The following is a 16,347-nucleotide window of genomic DNA, read 5'->3' on the forward strand; positions in this document are numbered from 1 at the left end:
TCCGGCCGAGCACGCAAGGTGGTCCCGCGATGAACACTCCCGCCGCGTACTTCGAGCAGCTCTACAGCGACTCGTCGGACCCCTGGAGCCTCTCCGAGCGGTGGTACGTACAGCGCAAGTACGACCACACGCTCGCCGCCCTGCCGCAGCTCCGCTACCGCAGCGCCTTCGAGCCCGGCTGCTCCGTCGGCGTCCTCACCACCGCGCTCGCCGAACGCTGCGACAGCCTGCTGGCGACCGACCGCGTGGCCGCCGCGGCCGAACTCACCGCCGCCCGCACCCGGCACCTGCCGCACGTCCGGGTAAGACACCTGGCCGTCCCCGAGGCGTGGCCCGAGGGTCGCTTCGACCTGATCGTGCTCTCGGAGCTTCTCTACTACTTCGACGACCGCACCCTGCGCGACGTGCTCCATCGCACCGTCGAAGCCCTCGAACCCGGCGGCACCCTCGTCACGGTCCACTGGAACCACCCGGCGCCCGAACACTTCCGCACGGGCCGCTCCCTCGCTCCCGTACTCAGCGCGGTCCCCGGCCTGACGCTGCTGACCGACTGCCGCGATCCGGACTTCACGCTCCATGTGCTGGGGCGCCCGGACGACGTCGGCCGCGGCCCGTACTCGACGGCGGCGCGCGAAGGGCTGGTGTGAGGGTGAGGCCCACTCAGTGCGCGGTTGCGGTCACGGCAGCGGCGTGCCCCCGGTGGCGTTGACGATCTCCGCGGTGATGTAGCTCGACTCCTGCGAGGCCAGGAAGACGAACGCCGGCGCCATCTCGGCAGGCTGAGCGGCACGTCCGAGCGGGCTCTGCTTCCCGAACTCGGTGGTGTCGGGAAGCGTCGCCGGGATCAGGGGCGTCCACACCGGTCCCGGGGCCACCGCGTTGACGCGGATCCCGGAAGAGGCGAGGTCGGCGGCGAGTCCGTGCGTGAACGTGACGATCGCTCCCTTGGTCATGGCGTAGTCGAGAAGGTGAGGGCTGGGCTTGTACGCCTGCACCGAGCTGGTGTTGATGATGCTGCCGCCCTCGGGGATGTACGGCAGTGCGAACTTGCAGAGCCAGAACATGCCGTAGAGATTCGTGTGCACCACCCGGTCGAACTGTTCCGTGGAGATCGACCCCAGCCCGTGCGGCTGCGACATCTGGTAGGCGGCGTTGTTGACCAGCACGTCGATGCGGCCGAACTCCTTCACCGCGCGCTCGATCAGACGCTTGCACTCCTCCTCCGTACGCACATCGGTCGGCAGCGGCACCGCCCGGCGCCCCGCGTCCTCGACCAGACGTGCCGTCTCGCGGGCCTCGTCCTCCTCCTCGGGCAGGTACGTCAGCAGCACGTCCGCGCCCTCGCGGGCGAACGCGAGGGCCACCGCGCGGCCGATGCCGGAGTCCCCTCCGGTGATGACGGCCTTGCGGTCGCTGAGCCTGCCGCTGCCCCGGTAGGTGGCCTCGCCGTGGTCGGGCCGTGGTTCCATGCGCCCCGTGAAACCCGGGTGCTCGTCGTCCTGCGCGGGGAAGGGCGGCTCGGGATGGCGGTGCGCGGGATGTTCCGTACCGGATCCGGAGGACATGCGGCGGCTCCTTCGGGCGTGGCTTCGCGAGTGGTACGGCAACCGCGGTACCCGTGCTGCGCACCGGGTAACAGCCTCTGCCGGGAGGCCGCCCGCCCGGCAGAGGCTGGGCAGCCGGGGGGCCAGCAGCAGCTGCCTGCTGCGCAGCGTCACTCGACGCGGTCCCCGAGGTACCAGCGGCTCAGCGCGACGCGCAGCCGCTCGACGCGCCCGTCCGCGTGCCCGTCCGCCTCGCGTTTCCGCGCCGGCTCGAGGGGACGGGGCGCCTCACGCATCAGCAGCGTGTAGCGCTCCTGGACCGGGATCGGACGGTGCTCGGGTTCCATGCCGCCCTCGATGGTCTGCCGCACCTCGCCCGTCTCCTCGCCCTCCCGTACACGTTCGAGCTCGTGCGCGCGCAGCGCCAGGCACAGCCGCCGGGTGACCATGAACGCGATCACCGGGGCGAGTACGAGTGCCACGCGGAAGGTCCAGGTCAGACCGTTGAGCGAGACGCCGAAGAGCGTGGCGATCACATCGTTGCCGCCGCCCAGCAGCAGTACGACGTAGAAGGTGATCCCGGCGACGCCGAGGGCGGTACGGGCGGGCCGTTCCCGAGGGCGGTCGCACACGTGGTGCTCCCTGTCGTCCCCCGTCAGCCACCTCTCCAGGAACGGATAGAGGTAGATGCCCATGAAGAGCAGCGCGGGCAGGATCACGGTGGGGACGAGGACGTTCCACATGAAGGTGTGGCCCCACAGCGTCGTCTCGAACCCCGGCATCATGCGCAGCGAACCTTCGAGGAAGCCGATGTACCAGTCGGGCTGGGAGCCGGTGCTGACCTGGTCGGTGCGGTAAGGGCCGTAGTTCCAGACCGGGTTGATCTGCGCCACGGCGCCCAGCACGGTGATCACCCCGAAGACCATCAGCTGCAACCCGGTCGACTTGGCGGCGAACTGGGGGAACATCGGCTGCCCCACGACGTTGTTGTTCGTCCTGCCCGGCCCGCCCCAGTGCGTGTGCTTGAGATAGACGATCAGGATCAGATGGACCACGAGCAGGGCGACCAGGAGCGCCGGGATGAGCAGGATGTGCGCCGTGAACAGCCGCGGGATGATCTCCGTGCCCGGGTACTCGCCGCCGAAGAGGAACAGGCTCAGGTAGGTGCCGACGACCGGGATGGACAGCAGCAGGCTCTGGACGACCCGCATTCCGGTACCCGAGAGCAGATCGTCCGGGAGCGAGTAGCCGCAGAAGCCCTCGACGATCGCCAGCAGGAACAGCGTGACTCCGACGACCCAGTTGATCTCCCGGGGCTTGCGGAAGGCGCCCGTGAAGAACACCCGCATCATGTGGACGCCGATCGCGGTGATGAAGACCAGCGCAGCCCAGTGGTGCACCTGACGGATCAGCAGCCCGCCCCGCACGTCGAAGCTGATGCGCAGCGTGGAGTCGTACGCCTCGGAGACCAGCTGTCCCCTCATCGGTGCGTACGAGCCGGTGTAGCGGATCTCCGTCCCCACGGGGTGGAAGAAGAAGGTGAGGAAGACGCCCGTCAGGATGAGCAGGACGAGGCTGTAGAGCGCCAGTTCGCCGAGCAGGAACGACCAGTGGTCGGGGAACGTCTTGCGCAGGAGAGAGCCGCCCTCGGTGGCCGGCAGCCGGGCGTCGAGGTACGTGAAGCCGCCCTTCGCGGCCCTGCCCGCCCTGGCACCGGGTTGCACCCTCTTCCGCTGCTGGAGCATGCGCCGTCCTCCTCACTTCTCGTACGGGCGGATCAGCGGTCGTTGTGCTGGAAGACGAATCCGGCGACGCCGGGGGCGACGATCCCGATCCCGATCAGGAAGAGCCACATGCCGAAGATCACCCCGAGTCCGGCGATCGCCGTGCCCAGGGCGGTGAAGACGGGGTAGTAGCTGCGCGGCGAGAAGAAGGCGAGCGGTCCGGCGCCCTCCCGTACGTCCGCGTCGGGGCGGTCCTGCGGGCGGTCGCCGTGCCGCAGGTACTGCACCCACAGGAAGAGGGAGATGAGAGAGGACATCAGGAAGGAGACCAGCAGGGCGGCGTTCCCCGCGGCGTCCCGGGAGAAGGGCACGTAGCAGGCGGAGACCACCGCGAAGAAGGTGGCCACGCCGGTGAAGAGCAGCGCCTCGACCTTCATCGCGCCGCCCCCTCCGCCTCGCGCGGCCCTGACGTGGTCCGCGCCATCTCCGGGTGGTGCAGGTCGAAGGCGGGCGATTCGGAGCGGATGCGCGGCAGGGCCTCGAAGTTGTGCCGGGGCGGCGGGCACGACGTCGCCCATTCCAGGGACCGTCCCCAGCCCCAGGGGTCGTCCTCGGTGACGCGCTTGCCGTACCTGGAGGTGTGCCACACGTTGTAGAGGAAAGGGAGCGTGGACAGGCCGAGGACGAAGGCGCTGACCGACGAGACGGTGTTGAGCGCGGTGAAGCCGTCGGCCGCCAGATAGTCGGCATAGCGGCGGGGCATCCCCTCCTCGCCGAGCCAGTGCTGGACGAGGAACGTGCCCTGGAAGCCGGCGAAGAGAGTCCAGAAGTGGATCTTCCCCAGGCGCTCGTCCAGCATCTTCCCGGTCATCTTCGGCCACCAGAAGTAGAAGCCGCCGAACGTCGCGAAGACGATGGTGCCGAAGAGCACGTAGTGCAGATGGGCGACGATGAAATAGCTGTCGGTGAGATGGAAGTCCAGGGGCGGCGAGGCGATGAGGACTCCCGTCATCCCGCCCAGCAGGAACGTCACGAGGAAGCCGACGGCCCACAGCATCGGCGTCTCGAACGACAGGGACCCGCGCCACATCGTGCCGATCCAGTTGAAGAACTTCACGCCCGTCGGCACCGCGATCAGGAACGACATCAGCGAGAAGAAGGGCAGCAGCACCGCGCCCGTCGCGAACATGTGGTGGGCCCAGACCGTGGCCGACAGACCGGTGATGGCGGCTGTCGCGGCGATCAGGCTGATGTACCCGAAGATCGGCTTGCGGCTGAAGACGGGCAGGATCTCGGTCACGATCCCGAAGAACGGCAGCGCCACGATGTAGACCTCGGGATGCCCGAAGAACCAGAACAGGTGCTGCCAGAGGATGGCGCCGCCGTTGGCGGAGTCGAAGATGTGCGCGCCGTACTTGCGGTCCGCCTCCAGGGCCAGCAGCGCCGCAGTCAGCACGGGAAAGGCGAGCAGCGCCAGGATCGAGGTGAACAGCACGTTCCAGGTGAACAGCGGCATCCGGAAGACGGTCATGCCCGGCGCTCGCAGGCAGATGATCGTGGTGATGAAGTTGACGGAGCCGAGGATCGTGCTCAGACCCGCCACGGCGAGCCCCATCGTCCACAGGTCGCCGCCCGAACCGGGCGAGAACGTCGCGCTGTTGAGCGGCGCGTACGCGAACCAGCCGAAGGACGCGGAACCCTCAGGGGTGAGGAAACCGCTGAGGACCATCAGGCCGCCGAAGAGGAAGACCCAGTACGTAAAGGCGTTCAGGCGGGGGAAGGCCACATCCGGCGCGCCGATCTGCAGCGGCATGATGACGTTGGCGAACCCGGTGAACGTGGGCGTCGCGAAGAGCAGCATCATGATCGTGCCGTGCGTCGTGAACAGCTCGTTGTACTGCTGCGCGGAGAAGATCTGCAGCCCCGGGCGGGCCAGTTCGGCCCGCATCAGCATCGCCATCAGACCGGCCACGAGAAAGAACGCGAAGGACGTGGCCAGATACATGTTCCCGATCACCTTGTGATCGGTGGTGCTCAGATAGTTCAGCAGCCTCTTGCCGAAGGTGAGCCGCCGGCTGGTCGCCGGCGGCCTCGCGTCCGATGAGCTCCGTGCTGTGTCGTCCTCAGCTGCTGTGCTCACCCGGCGCCCTCCCCGCCCGCCGTCCGCGGAGCCGAGTGTCCGAAGAGGTGCGATCCATGCTGGAACACCCTGGAGAAGGCGTGCGGGCACGCTCGGCTGCCACGCCGGTGGGCGGGGCGGGGGTCACCCGGACGCGGGTCCGGGTGACGTAAGGGCCTCAGCCCAGGTGGACGGTGAACTCCGGTCGCTGGACGCGCAGAACCGTGCGGCCGCCCTCCCGCGAGGACTTCGCGCCCTGGCAGTCGGCGCCGCCGTCGACAGCGACGACGGAGTCCGTACCGCCCACGGCGCGGAAGGTCACCCTGCCCTTCTCCACACCGGTGATCTCGGCGGTGGCGTACGCGATCCGTCCACCGCCCGCCTCCAGTCCGAGCGGCAGCATCGCGCCGCTGCGTCCGGGGATCCGCAGCTTCTCGCCGCCGAAGAGCGCCTTGCCCTTCTCGGAGACGGTGAACTCCTGGTCCAGCCCCGACGTGACGTTGAGCGCGTGCAGAAGACGCCCCGCGCCGCCGTCCTTGCCGCCGACCGAGCGGGTGGTGAGCAGGAAGAGACCGGGGTCGGTCGCGCTGTGGGTGATGGCGGGGCTCGCACCGAGCGCCTTGAGAGCGCTTCGCCAGAAGTCCAGATCGCAGCGGTAGTCGGTCGTGATCACGACGGCCCGGCCCTTGCCGACGGGGATGTCGAAGCCGCAGCCCTTCCCGGTGGAGACCTCCCGCAGCACCGTCACGCCCCTGCTCGGGGTGCACAACTGCGCCTTCGCCACGCGGATTTCGGCGCGGGGCGCCGCCCAGCCGTGCGAGGTGGCCGAGAGCCAGAAGCGGTCGGCGTCGGTGAGCGTCTTGCCGACCTTCAGGCCCACCGCGTCGCGCAGTTCCGTACTGGCCTTGCCCGCCATGTCCTCCTCAGGCACCCGGCCGGAGAGCAGCAGCCTCCCGCCGGCCTCGAGATAGCGGACGAGTTCGCGCTGCAACTTCGTCGCGAGGTTCTTGCCGGTCGCCAGCGCCAGTACGGGCGTACGGGACGGGTCGAGGCGCCCGGACTGGAGGTCGAGGGCCCCGTAGCGGAAGCCGCCGAGCAGCATGGCGCGGGAGAGGGCGCCGCGCGGACCGAAGCCCCGGATCTCCTCGATGTCGGAGAGGATCGCGTCGACGCTCGCGCGCCCGGGCGGGTGGTACTCCGTCAGATAGTGGTCGGGGACGAAGCCCAGTGCCAGGTCGTCGTACTCGGGCACCATGTCGGCGAGGACACCGGCCAGGCCGCCGACCGCGTGCACGGTCTCCTTCAGCGGCTCGTAGCTGAGGTTGCGCCGGCCTTCCGGGTCGACGGGTGCGGAGAAGCCGTGGCGCTCGCCGGTGATGCCGATGCGGTCGTTGCCGTCGCCCACGGGCTTGTCCAGCCTCGGGTTGAAGCCACCCGCGAAGAGGTAGTAGTTGATCATCTTCACGCCCTGCGCGAGGCAGAGCCGTGTCTTCAGGTCGCCGCTCTCGGCGTCCTCCTGGTTGTCCAGGTTGTCGCCGTAGTCAGCGTGGCCCGCGTCGAACTCCAGGGCGCTGAGCGGCTGGTCGGCGTTCTGGACGGACTCGGTGAAGGCGTTGATGAGGTAGAGGTCGGTGACGTTCTTGACCGTGAGCCCGCCGAGGTAGAAGTCGGAACCGGCGAATATCCCGGACTCGCCCGACCAGGTCTCCATCAACTGGCTGATGCCGATGGGGAACTTCCTCGCCCCGCCGTCCGATGTGCCGTGGATGTTGATGAGGAACGGGATGCCCTTGAGCCCGTTGCCTTCGGCGGACTTGCGGAGCGCGCCGACGTAGCGCGCGAAGCGGCCGCGTGTGAACGCACCGAGGTCGTGCATGAGAGCGGCCGCGTAGGAGTCCTTCGGCGCGCGGATGGCCGCGTCGCGCTCGTCGGCCGGCTTGTCCGCGAACGGGTAGCGCTCGCCGAGCTTCGGACCGTAGGTCTCATCGAGCCATACGTTGAAGGCCTTGAGCGTGCCGTCGGTGAGGGCGGGATGGTTGCTGACCCATGGCAGCATGCCGATCTCGTTGTCGAGCTGGCAGGCGATGACACCGTGATTGCCCTTGCGGTGCTTGCGCTTGGCGATCACCGGTATCACCGCGTCGTACCAGCGCCGCACCTCCTTGAGGAAGGCGGGCGCGAGATAGTCGATCGTCTGGGCGGTGTCCTTGCTGCCGTCCCAGCCCTTCGGGACGATCTCCGGGTGCTCCTCGCGTACGCGCCGGGGGATGCCCTCGCCCTTGAGCTCGGCCATTGTGAACGGGCCGGGGCGGGCGATGACATGGAAGCCGTTGTCGATGCACAGGTCCAGGAACGCGCCCAGGTCGCGCTCCTTGCGGGTCCTGCCGGTCACGTCGATCGAGCCGCCCGCCGTCTCGTGCCACATCCAGGGGATGTAGGTGGCGATGGTGTTGAGCCCGGCCTCCTTGGCGAGGTCCAGACGGGACTGCCAGTCGGAGCGCTTGAGCCGGAAGTAGTGGATCTCGCCTGCCAGTACGAGCACGGGCTCGCCATCGATCAGCAGCCGTTTGCGGTCGTACGACACGGACGGGCCGGAGGCGGTGGGCCTGTTCTGCGCCCCTCCCGTCGCGGTGGCGGCGAACGCGGGCGTGTCACCGAGGCCGGTGCCTCCCGCGGCGGCGACGGCGAGGGCCCCGGCGCCGCCGAGTACGGCGCGGCGGCGCATGTCTGCCGGATGTGACGTCATGACGGGCTCCGTGAGTCAGTGGGCGTGCGTGTGGCGTGAGACGCGCGGCGTGTGGCGTGTGCGACGGGAGATGGCTGCTCGGCGCGGTGCGCCGAGACTGTATGCGCTTACAGGAAGCGCATACAAGAGGTCGGAGCGAAGGAGTTCGCGGCCTGCCGCGGCGTCAGAGCGCGACGCGGAAGCCGGTGTTCCCCGAGGAGGAGTCCGGCGTGTTCCCCATGCGCGCCGAGGTGCGGTAGCGCAGGCAGTACGACTCGTGGCACAGATGCGAACCGCCGCGCAGCGCAACCGCGTCGGAGCCGTCGACGAAGGCGCCGTCGCACCATTCCCAGACGTTGCCCGTCATGTTGAACAGGCCGTACCCGTTCGGCGGGAACGCGTCGACGGGGCAGGTGCCGGCATAGCCGTCCGCCGCGGTGTTGCGGTCGGGGAAGGAGCCGCGCCAGATGTTCATCCTGAACTCGCCTGCCGGGTCGCGCTCATGGCCCCACGGGTACGGCATGCCGCTCAGCCCGCCACGCGCTCCGTACTCCCACTCGGCCTCGTTCGGCAGGCGTGTGCCGGCCCAAGAGCAGTACGCGAGCGCGTCGTTGTGCGACACGTGCACCACCGGGTGGTCCTCGCGGCCGTCCAGGCCGGACTGCGGGCCCTCCGGGTGCCGCCAGTCAGCTCCGTGCACCTGCCGCCACCACGGGGCGGCGGCCGCGGCGCGCGTCGCCGGAAAGCCGGGCGGCAGGAAGCCCCCGAACACGAAGGACCAGCCGAAGTGTTCGGCGTCCGTGCGGTGGCCGGTCGCCTCGACGAAGGCTGTGAACTCGCCGGCGGTGACAGCGGTCGCCGCCAGCAGCAGCGGAGGCAGCGTCACCTCACGCACGGGACCTTCGCCGTCCGCCGGGTACGGGGCGGCCTCGCAGCCCATCAGGAAGGTGCCGCCGGACAACGGACGCCAGCCGCCGAGCGGGCCGGGGACGCCCTCGGTGCGGTACACCGCAGCGAGGTGGGGGCGTGCGGAGGCCGCACGGGAGGGCGTGCAGCACGCCCGCGGCGCCCGTCTCTCCGGGCCCGCGTCGGTCGTGTCCGTCACTGAAGCTCTCTCCCTCCGCCTTGCGTCACTCCCGCACGGGGAGCACTCCCTCGGGGGTGTCCCCGTAGCTGCGCTGAAGTTCTGCGAGCTGCTCGGTCAGCTCCTCGGCGACGGCGGCGTATTCGGGGTCGCCGTAGCGGTTGTGCAGTTCGTCGGGATCGCGTACGAGGTCGAAGAGTTCCCACTCCGGCTCGCGCCGCTCCGCTCCGGCGCCCGAGGCTCCGGAGCCGTGCCCCGGGTAGTGGATCAGCTTGTGCGTGCGGGTGCGGATGCCGTAGCAGGCCTGCACGTTGTGGTCGTGGTCGAGGTGCATGTAATAGCGGTAGTAGACGCCTTCGCGCCAGTCGTCGGGCGTCTCTCCGCGCAGCAGCGGCACCAGGCTGCGTCCCTGCATGCGTTCCGGGGGCTCGATCCCGGCGAGGTCCAGGAGCGTCGGCGCGAAGTCCACGTTCGCCACCAGGTCTTCGTTGACGGAGCCGGGCGCGGCCACGCCGGGCCACCGCATCACCAGCGGGATGCGCATCGACGGGTCGTACATGAACCGCTTGTCGAACCAGCCGTGTTCACCGAGGAAGAAGCCGTGGTCGGAGGTGTAGGCGACGACGGTGTCATCCGCGAGGCCGGAGACCGTCAGATAGTGCAGGACACGGCCGACGTTCTCGTCCAGCGCCGCGACCACCCGCAGGTACTCCTTGATGTACCGCTGATACCGCCACTCGCGCTCCCCACGTTCCGAAAGTCCTTCCGGCACGGGCTCCTTGAGGTCATCGGGCACGAGATCGGCCATCCGGAGCCGCGCCTCGGCGGCCGCGGTGGCGCGCTCGCTCAGGTCGTCGTGGAGGGTCGGGGGAGCGGGGATGTCCTCGCCGGAGTAGAGGTTCCGGTGACGTCCGGCCGGTTCGAAGTGCCGGTGCGGTGCCTTGTGCTGGACGAGCAGCGCGAAGGGGCGGTCCCGGTCCTGCCCGTCGAGCCAGTTCAGGGCCAGGTCCGTGATGATGTCGGTGACGTAGCCGGTGTACGTGCGCTCGCCGTCGGCGGTCAGGAAGGTCGGGTCGTTGTAGACGCCGTGCTCGGGCAGGATCTCCCAGTGGTCGAAGCCGCGGGGGTCGCTGCGGCCGCCGTGGCCCAGATGCCACTTGCCGACGATGGCGGTCCGGTAGCCGGCCTCGCGCAGCATCTCGGGGAAGCTCGGCTGCCTCGCGTCGAAGGTGTGGTCCGGCCCCTCCAGCGAGGTCATGCCGTTGACGTGGCTGTAGGTGCCCGTCAGCAGGGTCGCGCGGGCCGGTGAGCAGATCGCGTTGGTGCAGAAGGTGTTGTCGAACCGCATTCCCTCGGCGGCCAGTTGGTCCACAGCCGGGGTCCGGTTGATCACGCTGCCGTACGCCCCGATGGCGGGGACGGCGTGGTCGTCCGTCATGAACAGCACGATGTTGGGGCGCGCGTGCTGTCCAGAGGGAAGTGTGGGCGGCGTCACGGAATCCTTCCCGGGGGCGGTGCGGTGCGGGGGCCGTCCACCGTCGTGCGGGCCGGGACAGCGCCGGGGATGAGCCGGCGGCGCTGCCCCGGCGTTCCGGGGCGGCGGGCAGCCGCGTGAGCTGCCAGGGGGTGTCTGACAAATCCCGTCTGCTCCACGGTGGCTTGCACGCACGCTTGCGACGTTGTCGGTCGTCGGCGCAGCCCGCTGCGCTCTCCTCCCTCCGCCTTGCATTCGCACGCACCAGTCACCGTGGAGCCCGCCCTGACGGGCGGACGACGCCATTCGTCAGACACCCCCTGGGGGATCAGCCTATGCCGAAGTCCTCCTTGGCCAGCAGCGGGCGCACGTTCTTGGCGAAGCCGCCCGAGCGGAAGGCGCTCTGCAGCAGGCCGGGGCTGAGCACCTGGGCGAGTCCGGCGGCGACCATGCCCTGGTCGAGCGCGAGCATGAAGTCGCTGACCGTCCCCTCCTTCACGTCGACGGAGTCGCGGAAGCCCAGACCGTCGTGGTACGCGCCGAAGTCATCGGCGATCTTCACCAGGTTGGCGACGGACGCCCCCGGCTCGAACTGCATTGCCAGGAACGACGCGTGGGGCGTCACGACGCCCTTGGGGAAGTAGCCCTCCACCGTCATGCCGATGGCGTCGACGCCGTACTCGCTGTAGCCGCCCGCGGGGATGTTGGCGGGGGAGAAGCCCCAGTACCCGTACTTCTCCTCCTCCAGGCCGTGCTCGATCTGGCTGCGGATGTAGCGCTTGTGCGTCACACCCCAGGCCTTGGGGGCCCACTCGCCCTCCGGCACGAACAGCGGCACCATCAGGGCCTCGAACATCGAGCCGCCCCAGGTGGGGATGAGCTTGCGGCCGCGGTAGGTGTAGTGGCCGCGGAAGAGGCGGACGCCGTCGACCGTGACGTACTCGCCCTCGGGCTGCTGCTCCTGCTCCCACTCCGGGAGCATCGTGCGGAAGGTGCGCCAGTAGTGCTCGCCCGGCAGGCTGCCGTCCCCGATGCCGAGGTAACTGGCCATGCGGGGCTCGGTGTTGAGCGCCCCGTACCAGTGCCCGGTGAAGGTGTTGTCGTCCGTCCAGTAGCCGCCCTTGATCTGGCCGGGGTGCTGTGCCGGGTCGCTCTCGTCGTACGGGGTGTAGTAGAAGGACCAGTCGGCGTCGGCGAGGAGCTTCTTGACGCGTCCCGCCAGCGAAGGGTCGGCAGCGGCCGCGATGCGCAGCCCCGTCACGAGCCAGGCGTTGTCGACGGACGAGAGGAACGGCCGCACCTCGTCGCCGGTCTCCGGCCACTTGGTGAGCACCTCGCCCGTGGCGGCGTCGTACCAGTTGAACCAGAAGCCCTTGGCCCGCTCCAGCTTCTCCACCGCCGAGACGGTGCCCGCCAGCCGCTTGCGCATGGTGGGACGGCTGATCACGCCGAGCCCGGCCGCCGCGACCGTCGACCAGAGCCCGCAGCCGATGTTGGTCGGTGAGGTCTGTACGCTGCGCTTCGGCTTGGCGCCGCTGACGTCGATCTTGTCGGCGGCGAGGCCCATGTCCGAGTGCATGGCCTCCATCGAGGCGTACGTGTCACGGAACCAGCGGTGCAGCAGGGCCGTGGTGGCCCGGCTGCGCGCGGAGGCCGGGGTGGCCGTGGCGCCGCCGAGGGCGAGCGCGGCTGTCGCACCCGCTCCGGCGGTGAGGATGGTCCGTCGTTTCATGGTGTGCGACTCCTTCGTCTTTCGGTGGACGTGCAGTCGTTGGGGCCCGTACGGAGCCGGGGGTCTCAGCTCCTGACGAGGCGGAGGGCCCGGATGCCGGGCATCGGCAGATCGACGGTGAGGGAGAGCGAGCCGTCGCCGTCGGCGGTCACTGTGCCGCCGCATTCCTCGAACAGCTCGTCGGCGGTGTGGAGTTCGTCCCACTGCCGCTCGTTGGGCCAGTCGCTGTGGCCGCCGTTCATGGCGTCCCACACGGCCTTGATGTTGGAGTGATTCTCATCCACGCGGCGCACGGTGACCGCGTAACTCGCCCCCGGGGCGAGCCCGTTCACCTCGACGCGTGCGTCGCGGTTCAGCGAGGCGGCACCGTCGATCTTCGTCTGGTCGAGCGTGCCGTTCCAGCACAGGACGTCGACGCTCGAGGCGTCGTCCGTGCGCGTCGCGAGGGATTCCACCAGTGCCTCCGCGCCGTCACCGGAGACCGCCGCCGGGATGCGGCCGCCCTCCAGCTGCGAGAGCATGCGCAGCGCCCAGAAGCGCGGCTTGCGCAGATTGCCGACGGTCAGCAGCCCGAAGCCGCCGTGGAAGAGCTTCGGCGGCCGGCCCAGCTCCTCGAAGTGGTCGGTGGCCACCCAGTAGGCCAAGGCGTCCGTCGAGGCCAGCGCGCTCTTCATGCCGCGCAGCACGAACGGGGCGGAGAAGACCGAGTCGCTGACGCGGTGGAAGTGGGTGGGAGTCACGCCCCACTCCGTCCACAGGATCTCCGGCTCGGGCAGGCCCGTGGCCTCCGCGAAGGAGCGCGTCTGGGGACGGAAGTCCAGCGGGGCGTTGCCGTAGGTGTGCGTCGAGACGAAGTCGATCGGCACGTCGTGCTCGCGGCAGTGCTCCAGCAGCGGGCCCACCCACTTGGCGGCGGCCGAGCCGGGACCGCCCACCCGGATCCGCGGGTCCACGCTCTTCACGGCGCGCACCGCGGTCTCGTAGAGGAGGTGGTACTGGGCCTGGGTGCCGTTCCAGAACACCTCCAGGTTGGCCTCGTTCCAGACCTCGAACTCCCAGGTGGCGACCTCGTCCGCGCCGTAGCGCTCGCGCAGGTGCACCGTCAGCTCGCGGCAGAGTTCGCTCCACCGCTCCCAGCTGCGCGGTACGGAGGCGATGCCCTTGTACTCGAAGATCGTGTATTCGGGGTCGAGCGCCAACTCGGCGGGCATGAAGGAGAGTTCAACCACGGGCTTGAGCCCGGTGGCCAGGAAGCGGTCGTAGACCTCGTCCGTGCCGGAGAAGTCGAAGGAACCGTCCTCGCGCACAGTCACGCACTCGGGGAGGAACGTGCCGTGCGCCCGCACGGTGCGCACCCCCAGCTCGTCGCGGACGATGCCCAGCGCGTCGGCGTACTCCCGCGCGACGTCCGCGCCGCCCGGACCCGGCTCGTCCCACACCAGCATCGACAGGTGCTCGGCGCCGATCATCCGGTTCCACACGGGCGGCAGCGGCACGGGCGTGGAGGAGGCGTCGACGGTCACGGTGACGGCGGGCGGCCTGGTTCCCGGGGCCCTGGGGCAGCCGCGCACGGGCTCGGCGGTGAGGGGTCCCGCACCCGCGTCCGTCCAGGAGGCGACCTTGTACCAGTAGCCCTGTCCGGGCTCGACGAGCGAGTCCGCGTACGGCGGTTCGGGCACCGCCAGTACGTCGCCGCCGCGGTGGTCGAGGGGTTCGTACGGGCCGTCCACGGTGTCCGCGCGGTGCACGAGATACCCCAACGCGCCCTCCACCGGCTGCCAGTCGAGCAGCACATGGCCGGTGCCGTCCTCAGAACGCAGCCCCGCCGGCGCCGGCAGGTCGGCGGTGCCGGTCAGCGGCTGGTCGCTGGGGAGGCCGATGCGCTGCTCCCAGTCGAGGCGAGCGGCGTTCTTCTCGGTCATGTCGGGGTCACCTCTCGATGGATGCGCATACACGGGGTGCGCTGGTGTGGTGCTGTGTCGTGCGGGGCGGTGCGCGGTCCTGCTGTGCTGCGGTCCTGCTGTGCTGCGTCCCTGCTGTGCTGCGTCCCTGCGTTCCTGCGGCCGGTCGTGCGGGCCTACTTGAGGCCCGCGGTGGCGATGCCCTGTGTGAAGTAGCGCTGCAGGAGAATGAAGACCAGCAGCACCGGCAGGACGACCAGGAACGCGCCTGCCATGAGCACCCCGTTGGAGCCGTTCGTCTTCGTGGGATCGATGGCGAAGGTCGCCAGGGCCACGGGGAGCGTGTACTTGTCGGCGTCGTTGGTGGCCACCAGCGGCCACAGGAAGTTGTTCCAGGACTGCAGGAAGGTGAAGATGGCGAGCGTCGCCAGGGCGGGCTTGACCAGCGGCATCGCGATCCGCCAGAAGATGAACCACTCCCCGGCGCCGTCGATGCGTGCCGCCTCCAGCAGTTCGTCCGGGATGGCCGTCATGAACTGGCGCATCAGGAAGACGCCGAAGGCGCCGGCAGCGAACGGCAGGATCAGTGCCGCGTAGGAGTCGATCAGGCCCATCTTGCTGACCATCACGAACATCGGCATCAGCATCAGGTTGCCCGGCACCATCAGCGCGCACATCACCAGCGCGAACACCGGCCGCTTCCCTGCGAAGTTCAGCTTCGCCAGCGCGTAGCCGAGCATCGAGCAGAAGACCAGGTTGCAGACCGTGACGACGACGGCGACCAGTGTCGAGTTGAAGAAGTGGGCGCCGATGTCGAGCAGCTTGACCAGCTTCTCGAAGTGGATCAGCGTCCACTCGTCCGGGATCCATACCGTCGGGCTCGCGCCCAGGTCCTTCTCGGACTTGAAGGCGGACACCGCCATCCACAGGAACGGTGCGATCATCACGATCATCCCGGCCCACAGGACGGCCAGGAGGAGCCTGCGGCGTGTGGCCTCGCCCTGGTGCAGGCGCGGTGCCGAGTCTGATGCGTTGGCGGGGGCCGTCATTTCGTCTTGTCCTTCAGCAGACGGAGCTGGAGCAGGGTGACCGCGAGAATGATGGTGAACAGCACGTACGCCATGGAACTCGCGTAGCCCATGTGGAAGTAGCTGAAGCCTTCCTTGTACATGTCGAGCGAGACGGTCAGCGTCGAGTTGTCCGGCCCGCCCTCGGTCATCACGAACGGCTCCTCGAAGACGTTGAGGAAGCCGATGGTCGTCATGACGCTGACGTAGAGCATCGTCGGGCGCAGCAGCGGCACCGTGATGCTGCGGAACTCCTGCCAGATGCCGACGCCGTCCAGCCGCGCGGCCTCCCGCACCTCGGTGGGTATGCCCTGCAGGCCGGCGAGGAAGAGGACCATCGCCGTGCCGAGGTTGCGCCACACGGCCATGATGATCAGCGACGGCATCGCGAGGACGTTTGAGCCGAGGAAGTCCGGTGAGTTCAGGCCGACTTCGGAGGCGAGCCCGGAGATGAGCCCGTCCGCCGGGTCCAGTACGAAGCGCCACACGACGGCCACCGCGACGATGCTGGTGACGACGGGCGCGTAGAAGCCGACGCGGAAGACGGTCCGCATGCGGCCGATGCCCCGGTTGAGCAGCACGGCAGCGAGAAGCCCCGCGCCGACTGTGAGCGGCACGCCCAGAAGGACGAAGTAGAAGGTGTTGAACAGCGACGTCAGGAACTTCTCGTCCTCGAAGAGACGGGTGTAGTTCTCCAGGCCGATGAACTCGGCGGAGAAGGGGTCCGCGACGTTCCGCAGTTCGAACTGGGTGAAGCTCATGAGGAACGTGGCGACGATCGGCACCGCCATGAACGTCAGGAACAGCACCAGGAAGGGTGTGGAGAACAGCCATCCCGGGCCGTTCTGCACGCTGAGCCGGTCCCGCCGGAGCCTCGGCCCCCGCTTCCGGCCCGTTCCGATTCCGGCCCCGGCCCCGGACCGCACCTTCGAGGTGCGGTCCGGGACCCCCCGCCGGGATGGGGTCGTGGTCGCCAT

At 69.3% G+C, this 16,347-nt stretch carries 12 protein-coding genes; 1 reads left to right on the forward strand and 11 read right to left on the reverse strand.

Annotated features, from left to right (window positions below; all coding sequences use genetic code 11):
- The first annotated feature begins 29 nt into the window (after nucleotides 1-29).
- Entirely contained in the window at nucleotides 30-647 is a 618-nt protein-coding gene (locus I004_RS0115920) for an SAM-dependent methyltransferase (RefSeq protein ID WP_028436317.1), read from the forward strand.
- Nucleotides 648-677: 30 nt separating this feature from the next.
- On the opposite strand, the gene I004_RS0115925 is transcribed toward I004_RS0115920, so the two are convergent.
- From I004_RS0115925 to I004_RS0115975, 11 genes are all read right to left on the reverse strand, one after another.
- On the reverse strand, nucleotides 678-1,565 hold the full coding sequence (locus I004_RS0115925) for an SDR family oxidoreductase (RefSeq protein ID WP_028436318.1): 888 nt from the start codon (nucleotides 1,563-1,565) through the stop codon (nucleotides 678-680).
- 149 nt (nucleotides 1,566-1,714) lie between these two features.
- Nucleotides 1,715-3,289, reverse strand: a complete 1,575-nt coding sequence (gene qcrB / locus I004_RS34205; RefSeq protein WP_037976474.1) for a cytochrome bc1 complex cytochrome b subunit — start codon at nucleotides 3,287-3,289, stop codon at nucleotides 1,715-1,717.
- A 32-nt stretch (nucleotides 3,290-3,321) separates the two neighbouring features.
- Complete coding sequence (gene ctaF / locus I004_RS0115935; RefSeq protein ID WP_028436319.1) at nucleotides 3,322-3,705, reverse strand: aa3-type cytochrome oxidase subunit IV; 384 nt, start codon at nucleotides 3,703-3,705, stop codon at nucleotides 3,322-3,324.
- Nucleotides 3,702-5,318 carry an aa3-type cytochrome oxidase subunit I gene (gene ctaD, locus I004_RS34210; RefSeq protein WP_486580019.1) on the reverse strand — a complete coding sequence of 539 codons (1,617 nt, stop codon included), beginning with the start codon at nucleotides 5,316-5,318 and terminating at the stop codon, nucleotides 3,702-3,704. Before ctaD ends, ctaF begins: the two co-directional genes overlap by 4 nt.
- 247 nt (nucleotides 5,319-5,565) lie before the next feature.
- Nucleotides 5,566-8,133 (reverse strand): beta-galactosidase, encoded by a 2,568-nt coding sequence (locus tag I004_RS34215; protein WP_051345069.1) that lies wholly within the window; start codon nucleotides 8,131-8,133, stop codon nucleotides 5,566-5,568.
- Nucleotides 8,134-8,296: 163 nt separating this feature from the next.
- Complete coding sequence (locus I004_RS34220; RefSeq protein WP_051345088.1) at nucleotides 8,297-9,121, reverse strand: formylglycine-generating enzyme family protein; 825 nt, start codon at nucleotides 9,119-9,121, stop codon at nucleotides 8,297-8,299.
- A 121-nt stretch (nucleotides 9,122-9,242) separates the two neighbouring features.
- A complete protein-coding gene (locus tag I004_RS0115955; RefSeq protein WP_486580015.1) occupies nucleotides 9,243-10,691 on the reverse strand; it encodes a sulfatase family protein in 1,449 nt (482 codons plus the stop codon).
- A 307-nt stretch (nucleotides 10,692-10,998) separates the two neighbouring features.
- Complete coding sequence (locus tag I004_RS0115960) at nucleotides 10,999-12,402, reverse strand: glucoamylase family protein (RefSeq protein ID WP_028436321.1); 1,404 nt, start codon at nucleotides 12,400-12,402, stop codon at nucleotides 10,999-11,001.
- Between the two features lie 65 nt (nucleotides 12,403-12,467).
- On the reverse strand, nucleotides 12,468-14,324 hold the full coding sequence (locus tag I004_RS0115965; RefSeq protein WP_028436322.1) for a GH39 family glycosyl hydrolase: 1,857 nt from the start codon (nucleotides 14,322-14,324) through the stop codon (nucleotides 12,468-12,470).
- A 155-nt stretch (nucleotides 14,325-14,479) separates the two neighbouring features.
- The gene (locus I004_RS0115970; RefSeq protein WP_486580020.1) at nucleotides 14,480-15,256 is read right to left on the reverse strand and encodes a carbohydrate ABC transporter permease; all 777 of its coding nucleotides are present in this window, start codon (nucleotides 15,254-15,256) and stop codon (nucleotides 14,480-14,482) included.
- A 92-nt stretch (nucleotides 15,257-15,348) separates the two neighbouring features.
- Complete coding sequence (locus I004_RS0115975; protein WP_037976344.1) at nucleotides 15,349-16,347, reverse strand: carbohydrate ABC transporter permease; 999 nt, start codon at nucleotides 16,345-16,347, stop codon at nucleotides 15,349-15,351.

The organism is Streptomyces sp. TAA486 (genome assembly GCF_000426165.1).